General features: G+C 55.2%; 13 protein-coding genes, 1 pseudogene and 1 riboswitch. Of the genes and pseudogenes, 5 read left to right on the top strand and 9 right to left on the bottom strand.

The genetic code is table 11. The features are described 5' to 3' along the window. Positions 1–38: 38 nt before the first annotated feature. A complete protein-coding gene (locus tag VN24_RS08625) occupies positions 39–1,292 on the bottom strand; it encodes an MFS transporter (RefSeq protein ID WP_420798611.1) in 1,254 nt (417 codons plus the stop codon). A gap of 68 nt (positions 1,293–1,360) precedes the next feature. Further along, a complete protein-coding gene (locus tag VN24_RS08620) occupies positions 1,361–3,214 on the bottom strand; it encodes an ABC transporter ATP-binding protein (RefSeq protein WP_082083682.1) in 1,854 nt (617 codons plus the stop codon). A gap of 363 nt (positions 3,215–3,577) precedes the next feature. Here VN24_RS08620 and VN24_RS08615 point away from each other — a divergent pair, with 363 nt between their 5' ends. The 3 genes and pseudogenes from VN24_RS08615 to VN24_RS26840 all read left to right on the top strand — a co-directional run. After that, positions 3,578–4,819 carry an MFS transporter gene (locus tag VN24_RS08615; protein WP_045670064.1) on the top strand — a complete coding sequence of 414 codons (1,242 nt, stop codon included), beginning with the start codon at positions 3,578–3,580 and terminating at the stop codon, positions 4,817–4,819. A 56-nt stretch (positions 4,820–4,875) separates the two neighbouring features. Then, a riboswitch (purine riboswitch) is annotated at positions 4,876–4,974 on the top strand. Positions 4,975–5,032: 58 nt separating this feature from the next. After that, positions 5,033–6,445, top strand: a complete 1,413-nt coding sequence (locus VN24_RS08610) for an 8-oxoguanine deaminase (RefSeq protein WP_045670063.1) — start codon at positions 5,033–5,035, stop codon at positions 6,443–6,445. 183 nt (positions 6,446–6,628) lie between these two features. After that, a pseudogene (locus VN24_RS26840) lies at positions 6,629–6,706 on the top strand (NAD(P)H-dependent oxidoreductase); the annotation flags it as partial. Between the two features lie 42 nt (positions 6,707–6,748). Here the strand turns inward: VN24_RS26840 and VN24_RS08605 are convergent. Genes VN24_RS08605 through VN24_RS08595 form a run of 3 tightly spaced genes read right to left on the bottom strand, consistent with a single transcriptional unit; the run spans position 6,749 to position 8,429 of the window. Beyond that, positions 6,749–7,627 (bottom strand): haloalkane dehalogenase, encoded by an 879-nt coding sequence (locus VN24_RS08605; protein WP_045670062.1) that lies wholly within the window; start codon positions 7,625–7,627, stop codon positions 6,749–6,751. Between the two features lie 26 nt (positions 7,628–7,653). Further along, positions 7,654–7,965: a luciferase domain-containing protein gene (locus VN24_RS08600; RefSeq protein ID WP_045670061.1), complete on the bottom strand. Its 312-nt coding sequence runs from the start codon at positions 7,963–7,965 to the stop codon at positions 7,654–7,656. Continuing rightward, positions 7,962–8,429, bottom strand: a complete 468-nt coding sequence (locus tag VN24_RS08595; RefSeq protein WP_045670060.1) for a MarR family winged helix-turn-helix transcriptional regulator — start codon at positions 8,427–8,429, stop codon at positions 7,962–7,964. The genes VN24_RS08600 and VN24_RS08595 overlap by 4 nt, the downstream gene beginning before the upstream one ends. 275 nt (positions 8,430–8,704) lie before the next feature. Between VN24_RS08595 and VN24_RS08585 the strand changes: the two genes are divergently transcribed. Then, on the top strand, positions 8,705–9,130 hold the full coding sequence (locus VN24_RS08585; protein WP_082083681.1) for a DUF4158 domain-containing protein: 426 nt from the start codon (positions 8,705–8,707) through the stop codon (positions 9,128–9,130). 48 nt (positions 9,131–9,178) lie between these two features. Here the strand turns inward: VN24_RS08585 and VN24_RS08580 are convergent, their stop codons facing one another. From VN24_RS08580 to rpiA, 4 genes are all read right to left on the bottom strand, one after another. Further along, complete coding sequence (locus VN24_RS08580; protein ID WP_045670057.1) at positions 9,179–10,093, bottom strand: DMT family transporter; 915 nt, start codon at positions 10,091–10,093, stop codon at positions 9,179–9,181. Positions 10,094–10,169: 76 nt separating this feature from the next. Then, on the bottom strand, positions 10,170–11,486 hold the full coding sequence (locus VN24_RS08575) for a deoxyguanosinetriphosphate triphosphohydrolase family protein (RefSeq protein ID WP_045670056.1): 1,317 nt from the start codon (positions 11,484–11,486) through the stop codon (positions 10,170–10,172). A 282-nt stretch (positions 11,487–11,768) separates the two neighbouring features. Beyond that, the gene (locus VN24_RS08570; RefSeq protein ID WP_045670055.1) at positions 11,769–12,722 is read right to left on the bottom strand and encodes an L-lactate dehydrogenase; all 954 of its coding nucleotides are present in this window, start codon (positions 12,720–12,722) and stop codon (positions 11,769–11,771) included. 702 nt (positions 12,723–13,424) lie between these two features. Beyond that, positions 13,425–14,135 (bottom strand): ribose-5-phosphate isomerase RpiA, encoded by a 711-nt coding sequence (gene rpiA / locus VN24_RS08565; protein ID WP_045670054.1) that lies wholly within the window; start codon positions 14,133–14,135, stop codon positions 13,425–13,427. A 210-nt stretch (positions 14,136–14,345) separates the two neighbouring features. On the opposite strand from rpiA, the gene cls reads away from it, so the two are divergent. Next, positions 14,346–15,794: a cardiolipin synthase gene (gene cls / locus VN24_RS08560; RefSeq protein WP_045670053.1), complete on the top strand. Its 1,449-nt coding sequence runs from the start codon at positions 14,346–14,348 to the stop codon at positions 15,792–15,794. Positions 15,795–15,884 lie beyond the last annotated feature (90 nt).

Raw genomic sequence — 15,884 nt, 5'->3', positions numbered from 1 at the left:
TACCGGAAGTAAGTATCACCTAATTGACAGCACCCGTGCTAAGGACTGGCCGCCCCGCCGCCGGCAAGCTTTCGTCCCGGGACGGGCTGCTTCCGTTCGCCGGGACGGATCGCAGAGAGCGCAATGAGGCCGGCGGCCGCGCTGGCGCAGGCCATAAACCAGAAGAGGACGGGCGTCGCATGACGCATCAGCAGCGAAGCGACGGGCGGTCCGGCCGCAACCCCGGCGAAGCGCATGCTGCTGTAAAGGGAACTGATCGTGCCGCGCTGCTTCTTGTCGATGCCTTCGGTAAGGAGAGCGTCAAGGCAGGGGAGCGCGATGCCGATGCCGAGTCCCGCTGCGCTCAAGAAGGCGATGCGCGCCGCGACGGCTTCGAACGGAAGGCAGCTGAGAATGGCCGCAGCGGACAGTACAAAGCTCCCGGTTGTCAGCCATTTCATCAGCTTTTTGCGCCTGCCGATTACTTTGCCCGTCACAAAGGAAGCGGTACACAGCGCCGCCAGCGGAATGGCCAGTACGAAGCCTTTAAGCACGCCCTTCATCCGGTACGTCCCTTCGAGTGTTTCCGACAAATAAAACAGGAGCCCGAACAGGATGAACATGCCGATTCCGCCGATGGCGAACAAGGCGGTAAGCCAGCGGGATTTGTCCTTGTACAGCTGGAGCGTTGTTTTGAGGAACAAGCTTGCCGGAGGCGGCTTCCGCTCTTTTTTCTTCGGCGCTTTCACCATAAAGATGACAAGCAGAATCGAAATGAGGCACATTACCGGAATGGCCCAAAACGGCACGGACCAGATCAGGGCGGCAAGCGCCGAACCGGCGATCGGGCTGAGCACTTTGCCGAATGTGTTGGACGTTTCGATGAGCCCGAGTCCGGCGCTCACCTGTTCCTCGCTGCGGAACATATCCCCGACCAGCGGCATCACAATCGGCATCGCGCCGGCGGCTCCGATGCCCTGCAGCACTCTGCCGAAGAGGATGATGCTGTAGGCATCCGATGAAAGCCCCGCAGCCGCACCGCATACCGCACCGCCAATTCCGGCCAGAATGAGGCTTGGAATAATAACGGCTTTGCGGCCGATGCGGTCGGACATGTATCCTGCCAGCGGAATGAGAACGATGGCCATGACGGAGTAAACGGTAATCAGCATGCTGGACTGCAGCGGACTGATTCCAAGCTTATTCTGAATGACCGGCAGGACGGGAATGAGCATGGAGTTGCCGAGCGTCATAATCAAAGGAATGGAGGCCAGCGCAAGCAGGTCCCTTTTTTTTTTCGCTTGCACGTTCATTACACCTCCGCAGCTTCAGAAATGCTTACAACGAATCGTTCTGAAAGGTACATCAAGCGACACCGTTACTATTCGCGGCTTCCCCGCTTTTCATACTCGACAAAGTCTAGAGATTTAAGTGGTGTTGCCGCTTCGGCGCTTTCGGAAGACGTGCCGCTGCCCGCTGCAAGCATGGAACCCGGATCAGCCTGCTGCTGCGGAAACTGCAAATCGTGCAGCTCGCGGTACCGTCCGCCGAGCTGCAGCAGCTCTTCGTGCGTGCCGGACTCGGCGATCCGCCCTTTCTCCAGCACGACGATTCGGTCGGCGCGGCGGATCGTCGACAGACGGTGCGCGATGACGATGCAAGTTCTGCCTTCGAGCAGACGGAACAGGGCGGCTTGAATGAGATGCTCCGATTCCGTATCGAGCGCCGCCGTCGCTTCGTCCAATATGATCACGCGCGGATTTCGCAGCAGCGCCCGGGCAATGGACAAACGCTGCTTTTGCCCGCCGGACAGCTTAACGCCGCGTTCGCCCACCTCGGATAGGTAACCGGATGGAAAGTCCATAATAAAGCCATGCGCGTTGGCCGCTTCCGCCGCGGCCTTTATTTCTTCATCCGTCGCATCCGGGCGGCCGTACGCGATATTGTCGCGGATCGTCCCGTTCAGCAGCACAATATCCTGCGAGACGATGCCGATTTGCGACCGCAGCGATTTCAGCGTCACCTCTTTTACATCGCGGCCGTCGACGGATACGCTTCCCCGCTGCGTATCGTAAAAACGGGCGATCAAATGGGCGATTGTCGATTTGCCGGCTCCGGACGAGCCGACGAGCGCGGTCATTTTGCCCGGGGCGACATGAAGGCTGAAACGGTGCAGGACGGGCTGGCCCGGCACATAAGCAAAGTCGACGTCGCGAAATTCAATGCGGCCCTGTACCGGAGGCAGCTCCACCGCATCTTCACGCTCGGCCACTTCGGATTTCGTTTCCAAAATTTCGGTTACCCGCTCGTAAGCGGCGGCGGACTGCTGCACGGTGCTCATCATCCGGCTGAAGCGGCGCACCGGGTTTTGCAGCAGGCGCAGGTACGAGAGGTAAGCGACGATCGCTCCGGTCGTCAGGTCGCCCCGCATCACCTGCCACGCCCCGAAAGCGACGACGAGCGCGAGTCCGAGATAGTTCAGCAGGTCGATCAGCGGCCCGAACAGCGCGGAGAAACGGACCGCCTTCAGGTTGGCCTCCATATTGCTGCGGCTGCGCTCTTCGAAGCGCCCGTTCTCGTAGTCTTCCGTCGCATAAGACTTAATCAGCCGGATGCTCGACAAGGAATCCTGCAGCTGGTTGCTGACATCGGCGACCGTTTCCTGCACCCGCTTGAAGGAGAAGCGCATCCGTTTGCCGTAACGCCGGGTCGTGTAAAGCATGGCCGGGAAGATGGCGAGCAATATAAGGGTCAGCTGCCAGTCCGCGTACAGCATATACCCTGCGATGGCAATAAACGTAATGAGATCGGTCAGCAGGGTGATCGAACCGGACGACACGAGCTGCTGCAGCATGTTCACGTCGCTCGTCATCCGCGCCATCAAATCCCCGGTGCGGTGCCGGTCATAGAAGGGCATATCCATCGAGGACAGGTGCCGGTACATATCGTTGCGAAGCCGGAACAAAGTGCGCTGACCGATCTGCGACAAAATGAAGCTGCTGGCATAGGTGAACAACCCGAGCAGCGCGGCCGATCCCATAATGCCGAGCGCGACCCAGACCAGCAGATCGTACCGTCTGCCGGGAATGACGACGTCGATCGTATACTGAATCGCCTGCGGAATGGCGAACTGGAGCAGCGCAACCGCGCCCATGCTGGCCCAGGCGGCGAGCAGCAGCGGCCATTGTCCCCGAACGTGAACAAACAGACGCCGGAACATGCTGAGAATCGTCATAAGTTAATCCCTACTTCGTTTTGTCGTTATATAATAGGATTGCTGAATAAGACGGCGTTAGGTGTTTCTGCTTGTTATTTTAACATAAACCGTTAGAAGTCCCCTAGACGGTTGGAGCATTCACGCAATATGCGGTGAAAAAGGAACGATCCGTCCAGTACCTAACATTCAGGAGAGTTATCTGCTAATAGATTTTCTGTATTTAACATTATATATAATTCAATTTATAATCAAAACCAACCAAACAGAAAACAGACAGGCTTGGAGTTGATGTTCGTTTCGAAATGGAGTTAACGTGCAGCACGAGCAAACGTTTAAAAGGTAAAGGAAAGTCTAATTAAGGTGAAACGAGGAGGAATGGGCATGAGTACGACGGCAATTAAACCGATCCCCAGAAGGAAGCTGTTATTCGTTGCGGGGCTCGGCTGGCTCTTTGATGCCATGGATGTCGGTATTATCGCTTTTATCGGGGCGGCTCTCATGAAAGACTGGAACCTGCTTCCGCATCAGGTTGGCTGGATCGGCAGCGTCAACTCGATCGGCATGATGGTCGGCGCGCTTCTGGCCGGAATATTGGCGGATCGGGTCGGACGGAAGCCGATCTTGATCGCGACGATTTTGCTATTCTCGGTCGCGAGCGGCTTGTCCGCATTAACGACCACGTTCGCGGCGTTTCTGGTTCTTCGCTTTATCATCGGCGTCGGGCTTGGCGGGGAGCTTCCCGTTTCAAGTACGCTCGTCTCCGAGAGCGTTCCGGAAAAGCATTCCGGCCGCACCATCGTCCTGCTGGATACCTTCTGGGTAGCCGGGTGGGTCATCTCGGCGCTCATTTCATTTTTCGTCATTCCTAGATTCGGCTGGCAGTGGGCGCTGGTCATCTGCGCGCTTCCCGCTTTTTATACCGTGTTTTTGCGGAAAGGAATCCCGGATTCACCTTCTTTCAGGCAGCCTAAGAAACAGAAGCCATCGATTGCGCAAAATATTAAAACGCTCTGGTCGCCCAAATACAGGAAAACAACGTTAATGTTGTGGCTGATGTCATTCTGCGTATTTTGCGCTTATTACGGCATGTTCCTTTGGCTTCCGTCCGTCATGGTGCTGAAAGGATTCGCGCTTATCAAAAGCTTCGGATACGTTCTTGTCATGACGCTTGCCCAGCTTCCGGGGCTGCTGACCGCCGCCTGGCTGATCGATAAAATCGGCCGCAAATTCGTGCTTGTAACGTTTTTGGCAGGGGCAGCCGTTTGCGGCTACCTCTTCGGCAATGCGGATTCGCTTGCCATGCTGATGCTGTTCGGCATTCTTCTTTCCTTCTTTAACGTTGGGGCAATCGGCACAATCTGGGCTTATACGCCGGAGCAGTACGAACCCGAAGTTCGTTCCACCGGTACGGGAATGGCGTCGGCTCTCGGCCGCATCGGAGGGATTTTGGGACCGCTGGTGCTCGGATATCTCGTCAAGGCTGGCGTATCGTTCGATGTCATTTTCGCCACTTTCTGTATTATTATTGCGATTGGGGCCCTAAGTGTTCTTGTGCTCGGCAAGGAAACCCGTCCCGACCCTTCGGCAGCGGATGAGTTCGAAGCTTCGGAACAGCACGCGTAAACAGCCGCTCGTAAATGTAAATTGACAGCTCTAAGACAGCTGGTCTATACTGGACTCAACCATTCAATTTAGATGTTCGTATAACCCCGATAATCGGTTCGGGGGCTCTACCAGGATCCGCAAAAATCCTAACTACGGACGCGATATGTGCCATGCATATTGCGCTCGCGGTTAGGATTTTTTTTATGTTCCGGCCTAAGGAGGGTACTGATTATGGCTTCGTTATTAATCAAAAACGCTAGAAGCATCGTGACGATGGATGCGGACAAAACCGTGTATCCCGGCGGCAGCCTGTATGCCGAAGGGCAGGAAATTAAAGCGATCGGCGTGCACATCCCGTATGAAACGGCGGATACGGTCATTGACGCAAGCGGCAAAATCGTCTACCCGGGGCTGATCAACACCCACCATCATCTGTATCAGACGTTTACGCGCAACATCCCGTGGGCGCAGGATTGCGAGCTGTTCGACTGGCTGCTGACGTTATACGACATTTGGCGGCATATGCGGCCGGAAGACGTCTATTTAAGCGCGCTGACAGGGCTCGGGGAGCTGCTGAAAACGGGCTGCACGACGGCGTCCGACCATTTTTACTGCTTTCCGGACGGGATCAGCGGCGAGCTGATCGACGAAGAAATCCGGGCTGCAGCCGAGCTCGGCATCCGCTTCTTTCCGACCCGCGGCTCGATGAATCTCGGCCGTTCCCAGGGCGGGCTGCCGCCGGATGAAGTGACGCAGAGCATCGACGTCATCTTGAAAGATACGCAGCGGGTCATCGAAACGTATCATGACGACTCGCGGTTTGCGATGGTGCGCGTCGGCGTGGCGCCGTGCTCGCCTTTTTCCGTGTCGGAAGATTTGCTGCGGGAGTCGGCGCATTTGGCGCGCAGCTATGGCGTCCGGCTGCATACCCATCTGGCCGAAACGAAGGACGAGGAACAGTTCTGCCTGGAAAAGCTGGGGATGCGTCCTTTAGAGTATATGGAGAAGACGGGATGGGTCGGCAGCGACGTCTGGTTCGCACACGGCATCTATTTCAACAAAGGCGAAATCAGCCGGATGGGAGCTTGCGGCTGCGGCGTGGCGCATTGTCCGAGCAGCAACATGAAGCTGTCCTCAGGCGTATTCCCGCTGCGCGACATGATGGAGGCCGGCGTAAAAGTCGGTCTCGGCGTGGACGGCTCCGCTTCCAACGACGCTTCCAATCTGCTCGGCGAAGCGCGGCAGGCGTATTTGCTTCACAAGCTGATGTCAGGCAGTCGCGGTCCTTCGGCGGCGGAAAGCTTATGGCTTGGCACGGTCGGATCGAGCCGGGTGCTCGGCTGGGACGATGCGATCGGATCGCTGGAAGCCGGCAAAGCAGCCGATTTGTTTATGATCGATTCGCGGAAGCTGGAATATGCGGGCGCCCTGTTCGACGATACGGCGCTGCCGGTCGTGACCGGCATCAGCCAAAATGTCGACATGACGGTCGTCGGCGGCAAAATCGTCGTGCGGGACGGGCGGCTCGTCGGCATCGACGAAGAGCGGATCGCCGCAGCCGCCCAGGCCGCCGCTTCCCGCATGGTGCAGGTTGCGGCCCGGCATACCGGCGTCTCGTACATGAAGCACCGCAGCCGCTCCTAACGCGGGGACAACATCGTTGCATCTGCCGGCATCATGCGCGTTCCATGCGGATGTACGCTTTCCGTTCTTTTACCACCGGTTGTTTTCCAAACAAAAAGGAGTTCTCCTCCGCCTGTCCAGGCGCGTGAGAACTCCTTTTTTTATTGCAGGTTAGTGCCGCATGGATAAATAAAGAAGTACCCGGATCGGATCATTTTCCAATTTCCGTTTTATTGGTATAGTTCACCTCCACTTCTCAAAAAGTGGTTGGATGATCTACTAGATGACGAAAGTCTTGTGGCAAGCCTTTAAACTCAATCTCCATTACGCCAATTTTTCCAACCATACAGCAAGCGCTTCGCCGACTGCATCAGGCGCGTCTTCTTGCGGGTAGTGGCGGCCCGGTACCGTAACTTCCGTCTGCGACGGCCAAGTACGGCAGAAATCGATGTGGGCTTGCGGCAATCTGCCGGATTCGCAATGAACAAAAAGTTTAGGAACGGCGCTCTGCGCCAGAAATTCGCCGTATTCGGCGACAATCGCTATTACATCGTCCGGATCACCGCCGATCGGAAGCTGGCGCGCCCAACTGAGCATAGGACGGCGGCTTTCGCCCGGCTCCAGGAACGGCCGGCGGTACTGGGCCATCTCTTCATCCGTCAACTTGCGCAGGATGTTAACTGGCAGGTTGAACTCGATGAACGAATTTTGCTCCAGCACCATTCGTTCCCCTTCCGGCGACCGAAGCGCTTGAAACACCTTGCGTCCTTCCTCCGACGTATCGCTCCAGCTGCTCGGCATAATTATCGCCTCCATATAAGCAATGCCTTTGGCCGCACCGGGATGACGCTTCGCCCAATCAAACCCCAGCGCCGATCCCCAGTCGTGCACGACGAACGTCACACGCTCGCTGACGCCCAGCTGTTCGAGGAGCTTGTCGAGATAGCGGCGGTGCTCGACGAAGGTGTACGCGTTAGGCCCGCTGTTCGGGAGTTTGTCGGAATCACCCATGCCGACGAGATCAGGCGCGATACAGCGGCCAAACTTCCGTGCGTAAGGCATGATGTTGCGCCAAAGATAGGAGGATGCGGGATTACCATGCAAGAAGACGATCGGGTCGCCGCTTCCCTCCTCCACATAAGCCATCTCCACACCGAATACTTGCATGCGCTTTTTCTCGTACGGAAATGTTTCATTAATCATTTCACATCTCACCTTCCATTTTTTTGTCATTCTTGCATACGTTCAAATTTATAACGCGCGATCTCGACGGCATGCGTGACATCCTGCTCGGAATTCAAATAAACGGATACCCAATTCGAATCGGGGTACATATGATGCGGCCTTGCCTTTCCTTCTTCGATCCATCGATCCCGTTCGGATTTCGGAGACAGCAGGTCGAACAAACGGTTGCCGTGAAGATGGCCGATTTCTTTGCCGTTTAACTGAAACTCTATCCCTCCGTACCGATGCGGATGCTTCGTTACACCGTCCCACGTCAACAGCTCTTCCGTAAGAGCCGTTCCTCCACTTCCTGTCATCCTTCCATCTCCTCCTTCTCGGTCAAATTGCGAAGCACGATTTTCAGCAGGCGCAGCAACAGGTCATATTCCTCGTCGCCAATGCCCTTCCGTGTCTTGTTCTTCACGCGTGCCAACGCTTCTTGAACCTTCGGCACGACCTCTCGCCCTTCATCGGTCAAATAGAGCAGCTGATAGCGATTGTCGGCGGGATTGGCTTCCCTCCGCACATACCCTTCCGCTTCCAGCTTCGCAATCGCCTTGGCGGTCGTCGTCTTGTCGATGAGCAGCGTCTCGCTTAGCTCTTTCTGTGTGACGGGCTGCCGAAACGCAGTGGCCATCAGAAAAATATACTGCCCGCTTCCGATTCGAAATGGCGCCACTTCCGCCGAGATCAATACTTGCATGTGACGATATATGGCCGAGATAAATTGGCCGTGCGATTCCTCTCCGCCTTTGTCATGTTGCCGCTCATTTTCGCTCAACACTTCACCTCCTCAAAATAGAATGGTATTGCAACTAATTTCAATGTACACTATATAGGATGTTATTGCAACTATTTTTATGGAATCGTTCCTTATGACCATTTTAGGAACTTTTCACGGTGGGGATCATATGAAGCGAAGTTGGGAGCTGGACGAGTTAATCGAACATTTTACGTTTCTTCCGAACGAAATGCAGCAAGTGGGGAACAAATCGGGGGAGATGCGGTTGTTAAAGCACGGTTTCCCACGTATAAATTCGAAGTGCATAAAGCAGTATTTCAATACACATAGCAAAGCAGATCGAAACACGAGCGGAGCTGTACGCACAATACGATGGGACTGGACGTTCTATCACTTATCACCGAACGCAAATTAGAGAGTTTTTTGGCTTTCGTGAGGATACCGACCAAGATGCCGAAGAAGTGATCGAATGGCTTTGCAAAAACGTGCTCTTTCGCGATCACGACTTCGAGCATTTGATCGAAACCGTGTACCGGCGATTCCGGGAGATGAAAATTATGCCTCCTACGCCGGAACGCATCGAGCGGCTTATCAGAACCGCAATCCATACATACGAGGAACAATTTTTTCAAGCTACGCTGGAAAAGTTGCCTGCGATTACCCGCGTCGATCAGCACATCTTCACCGGCAGCAGTGTGTATGTACGTGGCATCAAGAGGAGTTCGAGACGATATTTGTAACACCTTTGACGTCACTTAAGATGGCCGCGTGACAGCCGCAACGATTAGCTACAGCGCCGTTTTCCGGGCTGCGCCGTCAGCCGCGGGCTTGGCGCGGACCTTTGCATTTACGAGCAAAATGCTGCTCAGTACAAGCAGCAGTCCGGCGACAAGCCGGAGCGTAATCGGCTCTTTCAGAAAAATGGCGCTGAAGATGAGGGCGATTAGTGGGATCAGAAACGTGAAGGAGCCGACTTTGCTCGCTTCCCCGGAACCGACGAGCCTAAAGAAGACGAGCCAGCCGATGGCGATGACAAAGACGGAAATAAACAGCATGTCGGAAATAAAGGCCGCATTCCAAACAATAGCGGACACCTCTTCGACGGCAAGGCCCGAGGCGATCAGAACGAGGCTGCCGATCAACTGCTGCATGGCGGTCATCCAGACGATATCGACGCGGTGGCTTGTCTTCTTCATAAAGACGGTGCCGAGACACCAGCTGACCGCGGAGCCGAGCGCGAGCAAGATGCCTTCGGGCGACAACCCGCCCGTCAGGCCGCCGGAGCTGATGACGGCGACGCCGCCGAAGCCGAGAATGAGCCCGGTCATCTTCAGCGCGTTCATTTTCTCGCCGAGCCAGAACCACGAAGCAATACCGAGCAGCACCGGCTGCACAAATACGATCGCCGAAAAAATGCCGGCCGGCAAATATTGCAGCCCGATCGTTTGCAGTCCGTAAAATAACGCAATATTCAGCAAGCCGGCGATCAAGTAATAAATGCCGTTTTTGCGCAGCTGCAATTTCCGGTAATTCGGAAGGGAAATCATAATTAGCAGAAACGCGGCGATGAAGGTACGGAATCCCGCGAACAAAATAGGCGGCGAATATTGAAGGGCAAATTTGGACAACGGCCAGTTTGCTCCCCAGACGGTAACGAGAAACGCCAAGTACAGAGCGGTTTGACGACGGGTCAGGTGCTGCATATTTAGGTCACTCCTCAATAGTTAGTGCCCTAACATCATACACCACTTTACTTTCGAAATAAACTATAAAACCATTTTAATCCATTTCATAGATCGACCCCGACTTGCTGGCGAACAGCTCGGCATACACTTTCTCGGCGTAGGCATCGGTCATGCCGGAAATATAATCGGCGACGAACCGCGGCCAGCTCCATTTGCTTTGGTGGCGTTCATAGTTTTCGATCCAGTCGGGCGGAATGATAAGCCGTCCCGATTCCGGCACGATAAAGCTGTCCCACAGCCGGCTGATCATAATTTCGCTGCGCATCTGCAGCCGCTGCACGCGGAAGTCTTTGATCAGCGTCACCCACGCCAGCTTTTTCAAAATTTCCATCGTCCGCAGCAGCTCGAAATCCTGCTCTCCGCCCGCCGCGAACGTAACCCGCTTCCAGCCTTTCGACGTGTCGTCGATAATGCCGATCTTGCCCGCGAAAATACTGACCCAGCGCGCTTTCATCTCCCGCCGGGTACGCGACGATTCCTGGGCGCAGGCGGCGTAGATCTCCTCCCACTGCTGCAGATAGGAGGCGAGCACCTTTTTCACCATCGCTTTAATGTCGACCTCTTCCCAGTGAAGCTCCGCGTTCCCGTCGTCGTTCACAATTTCCTGCACGAGATGCTCGTGCAGCCGGGCGTCCTCGAAAAAGGTGCGGTTCATCTGGATTTTGCCGGCGCGGATGCCGTCTTCGATATCATGGGTCGAGTAAGCGATATCGTCGCACAGATCCATCAGCTGCGTCTCCAGCGTGCAGGCGCCCTGCGGCATGTTCCACTTGTGGCGCAGCTCCCCGATCACTTCCCAGTCGGGTCCGTACACGCCTTTCAAGCGGGCGGGATCATCGAGATTGAACGGATATTTGTTGATGGCGAGCAGCGATGCCGCCGTAAGATCGAGTCCGCTGCCGCTTCCCGCTCGTTTCTCCAAAAACATCAAGATGCGGAAGTTTTGGGCGTTGCCCTCGTACTTCATTCCGTACTCGTCCATCATAAGCCGGTTCAGCACTTCTTCGCCTTTATGGCCGAACGGCGGATGGCCCAGGTCGTGCGCCAGCGCCGCGATTTCCACGACGGCCGGGTCCATCACAAGCCCCGGATGCTCTCTCCGTTCCAAAAAAGGGTAGTGCTTTGCCAGCCTGCGCGCCGCTTCGCGCGCAATTTGCGACACTTCGAGCGAGTGCGTCAGGCGGGTACGGTAATAGTCGCCCGATCCGGCGCCGAATACTTGCGACTTGCCCTGCAGCCGACGAAAGGCGGGCGATTGAATGAGCCTTGCGTAGTCCCGTTCGTATTCTTCGCGTTCTTCGCTGAATGTTCCGGACGTCGTTTCGTCGAGCCTCATTTTGCGTAAATCCATGGCGTTTCCTCCCTTGCTCATGCTGCATCGTATGTCAATTAGGCTCACATGGAAAATATATTTTTCAAATTGTAGCATAACGGCGGGTAGGAAGGAAGAGAAGTTTGCCGCCCGTCAGAAAGCCTGCGGACGGCCGCCCTCAGGGCGATTAAAGCTTTGCCGCCGCCAAAAAGGGGAAGCGGTTGCCCGGCCGCTTTGCTTGTCGGGAGGGCGACACCATTGCGCCTTAGACCGGAAGGCGCCGTCAAAGAAGCAATCGGCAGCCTTCAGCAGGCAGTGCCGTCAAAGCTGCGGCAGCCTCGACATCGCCTGTCGGATGACGCGGCAGGAAGATTCGAACTGCTCTTTCTCCGCCTCGGTCAGGTTCAGCTCAAGCACTTCCTCGATTCCTTCCCGCGACAAAATCGCGGGCACGCCGATTCCGATCTCGCGCTGGCCGTATTCGCCGTCGAGGATGGCGGAGACGGCCATAATGCGGTGATCGTCATTGAGGATGGAGCGGGCGATGGCGGTAAGCGCCCCTGCAACGCCGAAGTGGGTGGAGCCTTTGCCCTGCAAAATTTCCCAGCCGGAATTCCTCGTCCGCAGCGCGATCTCATCGAGCTTCATATGAGCGAAGCGTACGGGATGCTGCTTGACGATATCGAGAATCGGCTTGCCGCCGATCGTCACGTGAGACCAGGCCGGAAACTGGGACTCGCCATGCTCTCCAAGCACATAACCTTGCACGCTGCGCGGGTCGACCGGCAAATATTCCGAGAGCAGCGTCTTCAGCCGCGAAGAGTCGATGGAGGTGCCGCTGCCGATGACGCGTCCGCGCGGAAGACCGGACAGCTTCCACACCATATACGTGACGATATCGACGGGGTTCGAGGCGGCGATAAAAATGCCGTCGAAGCCGCTGTCCATAATCGGTCCGATGATGTCCCGGTGAATTTCGTAGGCCGAATCGAGCAGATCGAGCCGCGTTCCTCCCGGCACCGGATTGCCGCCCGCGCACAGCATCACGATATCCATATCTTTGCAATCCGCATACGTGCCGGCGTACACTTTCGTGCGGGAGTGGGTAAAATCGACGCAATGCGACAGGTCCAAGGCATGCGCCCGCGCCCGCTGCGGCGTGCGGCCGATCAGCATCATTTCGTCGCATACCGACTGGTTCACCATAGCGTAAGCGCAGCTTGACCCGACATGACCGACTCCGACAATCGCCACCTTGCGAACTTTGCTGCCCATCGGCAACGTACCCCCCTTTTTTTAAAAAACAAACTTTTGAACAACAAACCGGCAGGGCCAACGTTGCCGCCGCCCTCATCCGGACTCAATTCCCAGTATGTTCCTACCGCTTGCGGAAAATTCGGCTGCTATAGTATATGAGGGCACGATTGTCCGTTGTTAACTCATGATCAGCTTAGCTTACATTATATTTGATCCGGGAGGAAGAGGGATAAGTGTTCACATAAATGAGCTAATCCCCACTATGACGCAAAAGGACCTCCAGTCACCGCTGGCACAGCGGAGTTAGAGGTCCTTTTGATAGTTGGAGATCCTTCTTTACAATTGAAATCTCTCCAAACCTGCAAATGTGCAGGTATTATCAATCGAAATCGCATGTCGAGAGGGAATACCTGCAATAATACAGGAATTCCGAGGCTTTATTGCCTGAATACACGATTTGACCGAAAAAAAATGTAGTTTTGCAGGAATTCCAACGTGGTGGAGAAATAAAAAGAAAAAGATGTACGAACGCAGGTTTTTCAAAAATCCATCATTTTGTGCTTCTCAATAATCCCTGAATCGCGCTTCGCTGAAGCTCGTACTGCACGACATGTTTGCCTTTCGTTCCGGCTGAAGCAGAAAACTACCCCTTCGTGCAGAGCGATTGCAGCGTTCAAACGGCGGTACGACGGGTGATGCTAAGAATTTGGCGTATCAACGCTACCGCGTTAAGGTGCGTACCCCGGATTGCGCCGCGATGACCGCAAGCTCGGCCATTCCGATGAACAGGCCCGTTTCGACAACGCCCAATATGGCGTTAATCTGCGCTTCGAGCCGCTCGGGATCTTCGATCAGTCCGAAATCGCAATCGAGGATGTAATTGCCGTTGTCGGTCACAAACGCGGATTCGGCGCCGGGAGCGCCTGCTCCCGTATCCGCATTGCCTGCCGCCGCTTTCACGAGGCGGAGCTTCGGAACGCATCCGGCCGCCGCTACACGTTTCGCCGTCGATTCCCACCCGTAAGGTACGACTTCGACCGGCACTGTGAATGCGCCGAGCCGCTCAACCACCTTGCTCTCATCGGCGACAACGATCAGTTTGCGGGAAGCGGCCGCGACCATCTTTTCCCGGAACAGCGCGCCGCCGCCGCCTTTGATCAGGTTCAAATCCGGATTGATTTCGTCCGCGCCGTCGATCGTCAGGTCGAGCGGCTCAAGCGTTGACAGCTCCGCCAGCGGGATGCCGAGCTTGATCGCCAGCTGCTTCGTCGCTTCGGAAGTCGGCACGCCGACGATGTCGAGCCCTTCCCGCATCCGCTCCCCGAGCCTCATCACAGCCCAGTATGCGGTCGATCCCGTTCCAAGACCGACTTTCATTCCAGATTCCACCATATTGGCCGCTTGCTCGCCGGCCAGCTTCTTTAAATCCATTTCCTTTAGGGCCTCCTTTGGAACTCTCTACCCGGAACATTACCGCTTTCACGGCCATTCTGTCAATGGCCTCTCTAACGCCCTCGCGCCGTATAAAAAATCACACCGGTCAAACAATCATTCACAACCTAATAACTATCTCTGATATAATGCAAATGAATATATTGGCATTTGGCATATTTCAGTAGACCTATAGAAACAGGTGATGCAATGGCCTTCTTTTTCGATCAAGTATACTCCGTATTTTATTTGTTGAATTTAGCTTTGGCGATCACGGTTATCTTTTTAGAAAGGCGAAACATTGCGGCTACGTGGGCGTGGCTGATGGTGCTTTATTTTTTGCCGGTCGTCGGTTTTGTGCTCTATTTGCTGCTGGGGCAAAACTTAAGCCGCCGCCGGATTTATAAATATAAAGTGAGCCAGATCAAAGCGGCCCGCAAGCGGCTGCAGGCGCAGCAGCGCATCGTGCAGCAGGGACTGCTTTCCTATAAAGATCCGCTGATGATGCATTATCAGGACATGATTTATATGAATCTGGTATCCAGCGACGCGCTGTTTACCCAGAACAACCGGGTGGAAATCTTTACCGAAGGCGAGAGCAAGTTCGCTTCGCTGCTGCGGGACATCGAGCAGGCCGAGCATCATATCCATCTGATGTATTACATCATCCGCAACGACAATCTGGGCAAGCTTGTGCTGGAAGCGCTGGCGCGCAAAGCTTCCGAGGGCGTCGAGGTGCGCCTCATTTACGACGATATCGGCAGCCTCATGCTGAAGAAACGGTTTCTGCGCATGCTGGAGAAGGCCGGCGGGCAGGTCGGCGCTTTTTTTCCATCCAAGATATTCTTTATTAACCCGCGTTTGAATTACCGGAATCACCGCAAGCTGGTCATTATCGACGGAAAATACGGTTATATCGGCGGGTTCAACATCGGCGACGAGTATGTGGGCGACGATCCTTACTACGGGTTTTGGCGGGACACCCATCTGCGGATTGAAGGCAGTGCCGTGCTTCAGCTTCAGGACCGCTTTTTGCTCGACTGGACGCTCGCTTCCTCGAAGCCGATTATTACCGATGCACTTTATTTTCCCCGGCCGGAATCGGATGGCGAAGTCGGAATGCAGATCGTCTCAAGCGGTCCGGACTCGGAGTGGCAGCATATCAAGAACGGGTTGATCAAAATGATCAATTCCGCCAAGCATTCGATCCTGCTGCAAACCCCCTATTTTGTACCGGACGAGAGTCTGCTGAACGCGCTCAAGATGGCATCGCTCTCCGGCGTCGATGTAAAGGTCATGCTGCCGGCAAGTCCGGACCACTTCTTCGTCTACTGGGCGTCCCATTCCTATTTCGGCGAATTGCTCGCTTCCGGGATTAAGTGTTACTTGTATCACAAAGGATTCCTTCATGCCAAAACGATGGTGGTGGACGGCACGATCGCTTCGGTCGGGACGGCGAATATCGACATCCGCAGCTTCAAGCTCAACTTTGAGGTCAATGCGTTTCTGTACGATTCGGAGACGGCGAAGCGGCTGCAGGATATATTTAACCGCGATCTGCGGCACTGCCGCGAGCTGTCGCTGGAGCTTTATCACCAGCGCCCGGTGTGGCAGAAGTTCAAGGAATCCGTCAGCCGGCTGCTTTCGCCGATTTTATAAGGAAAACGGGCAGCCAAGAGCGCTGATCATTTCCGATTTATTGGCGCTGCTGCCGCCAAGGCTTGTGACTTGCTCCGATTACTTTCCGCC

It is taken from the genome of Paenibacillus beijingensis, assembly GCF_000961095.1.
Classification (GTDB): Bacteria; Bacillota; Bacilli; order Paenibacillales; family Paenibacillaceae; genus Paenibacillus_O; species Paenibacillus_O beijingensis.
This window is presented reverse-complemented; position numbering and strand designations above follow the sequence as displayed.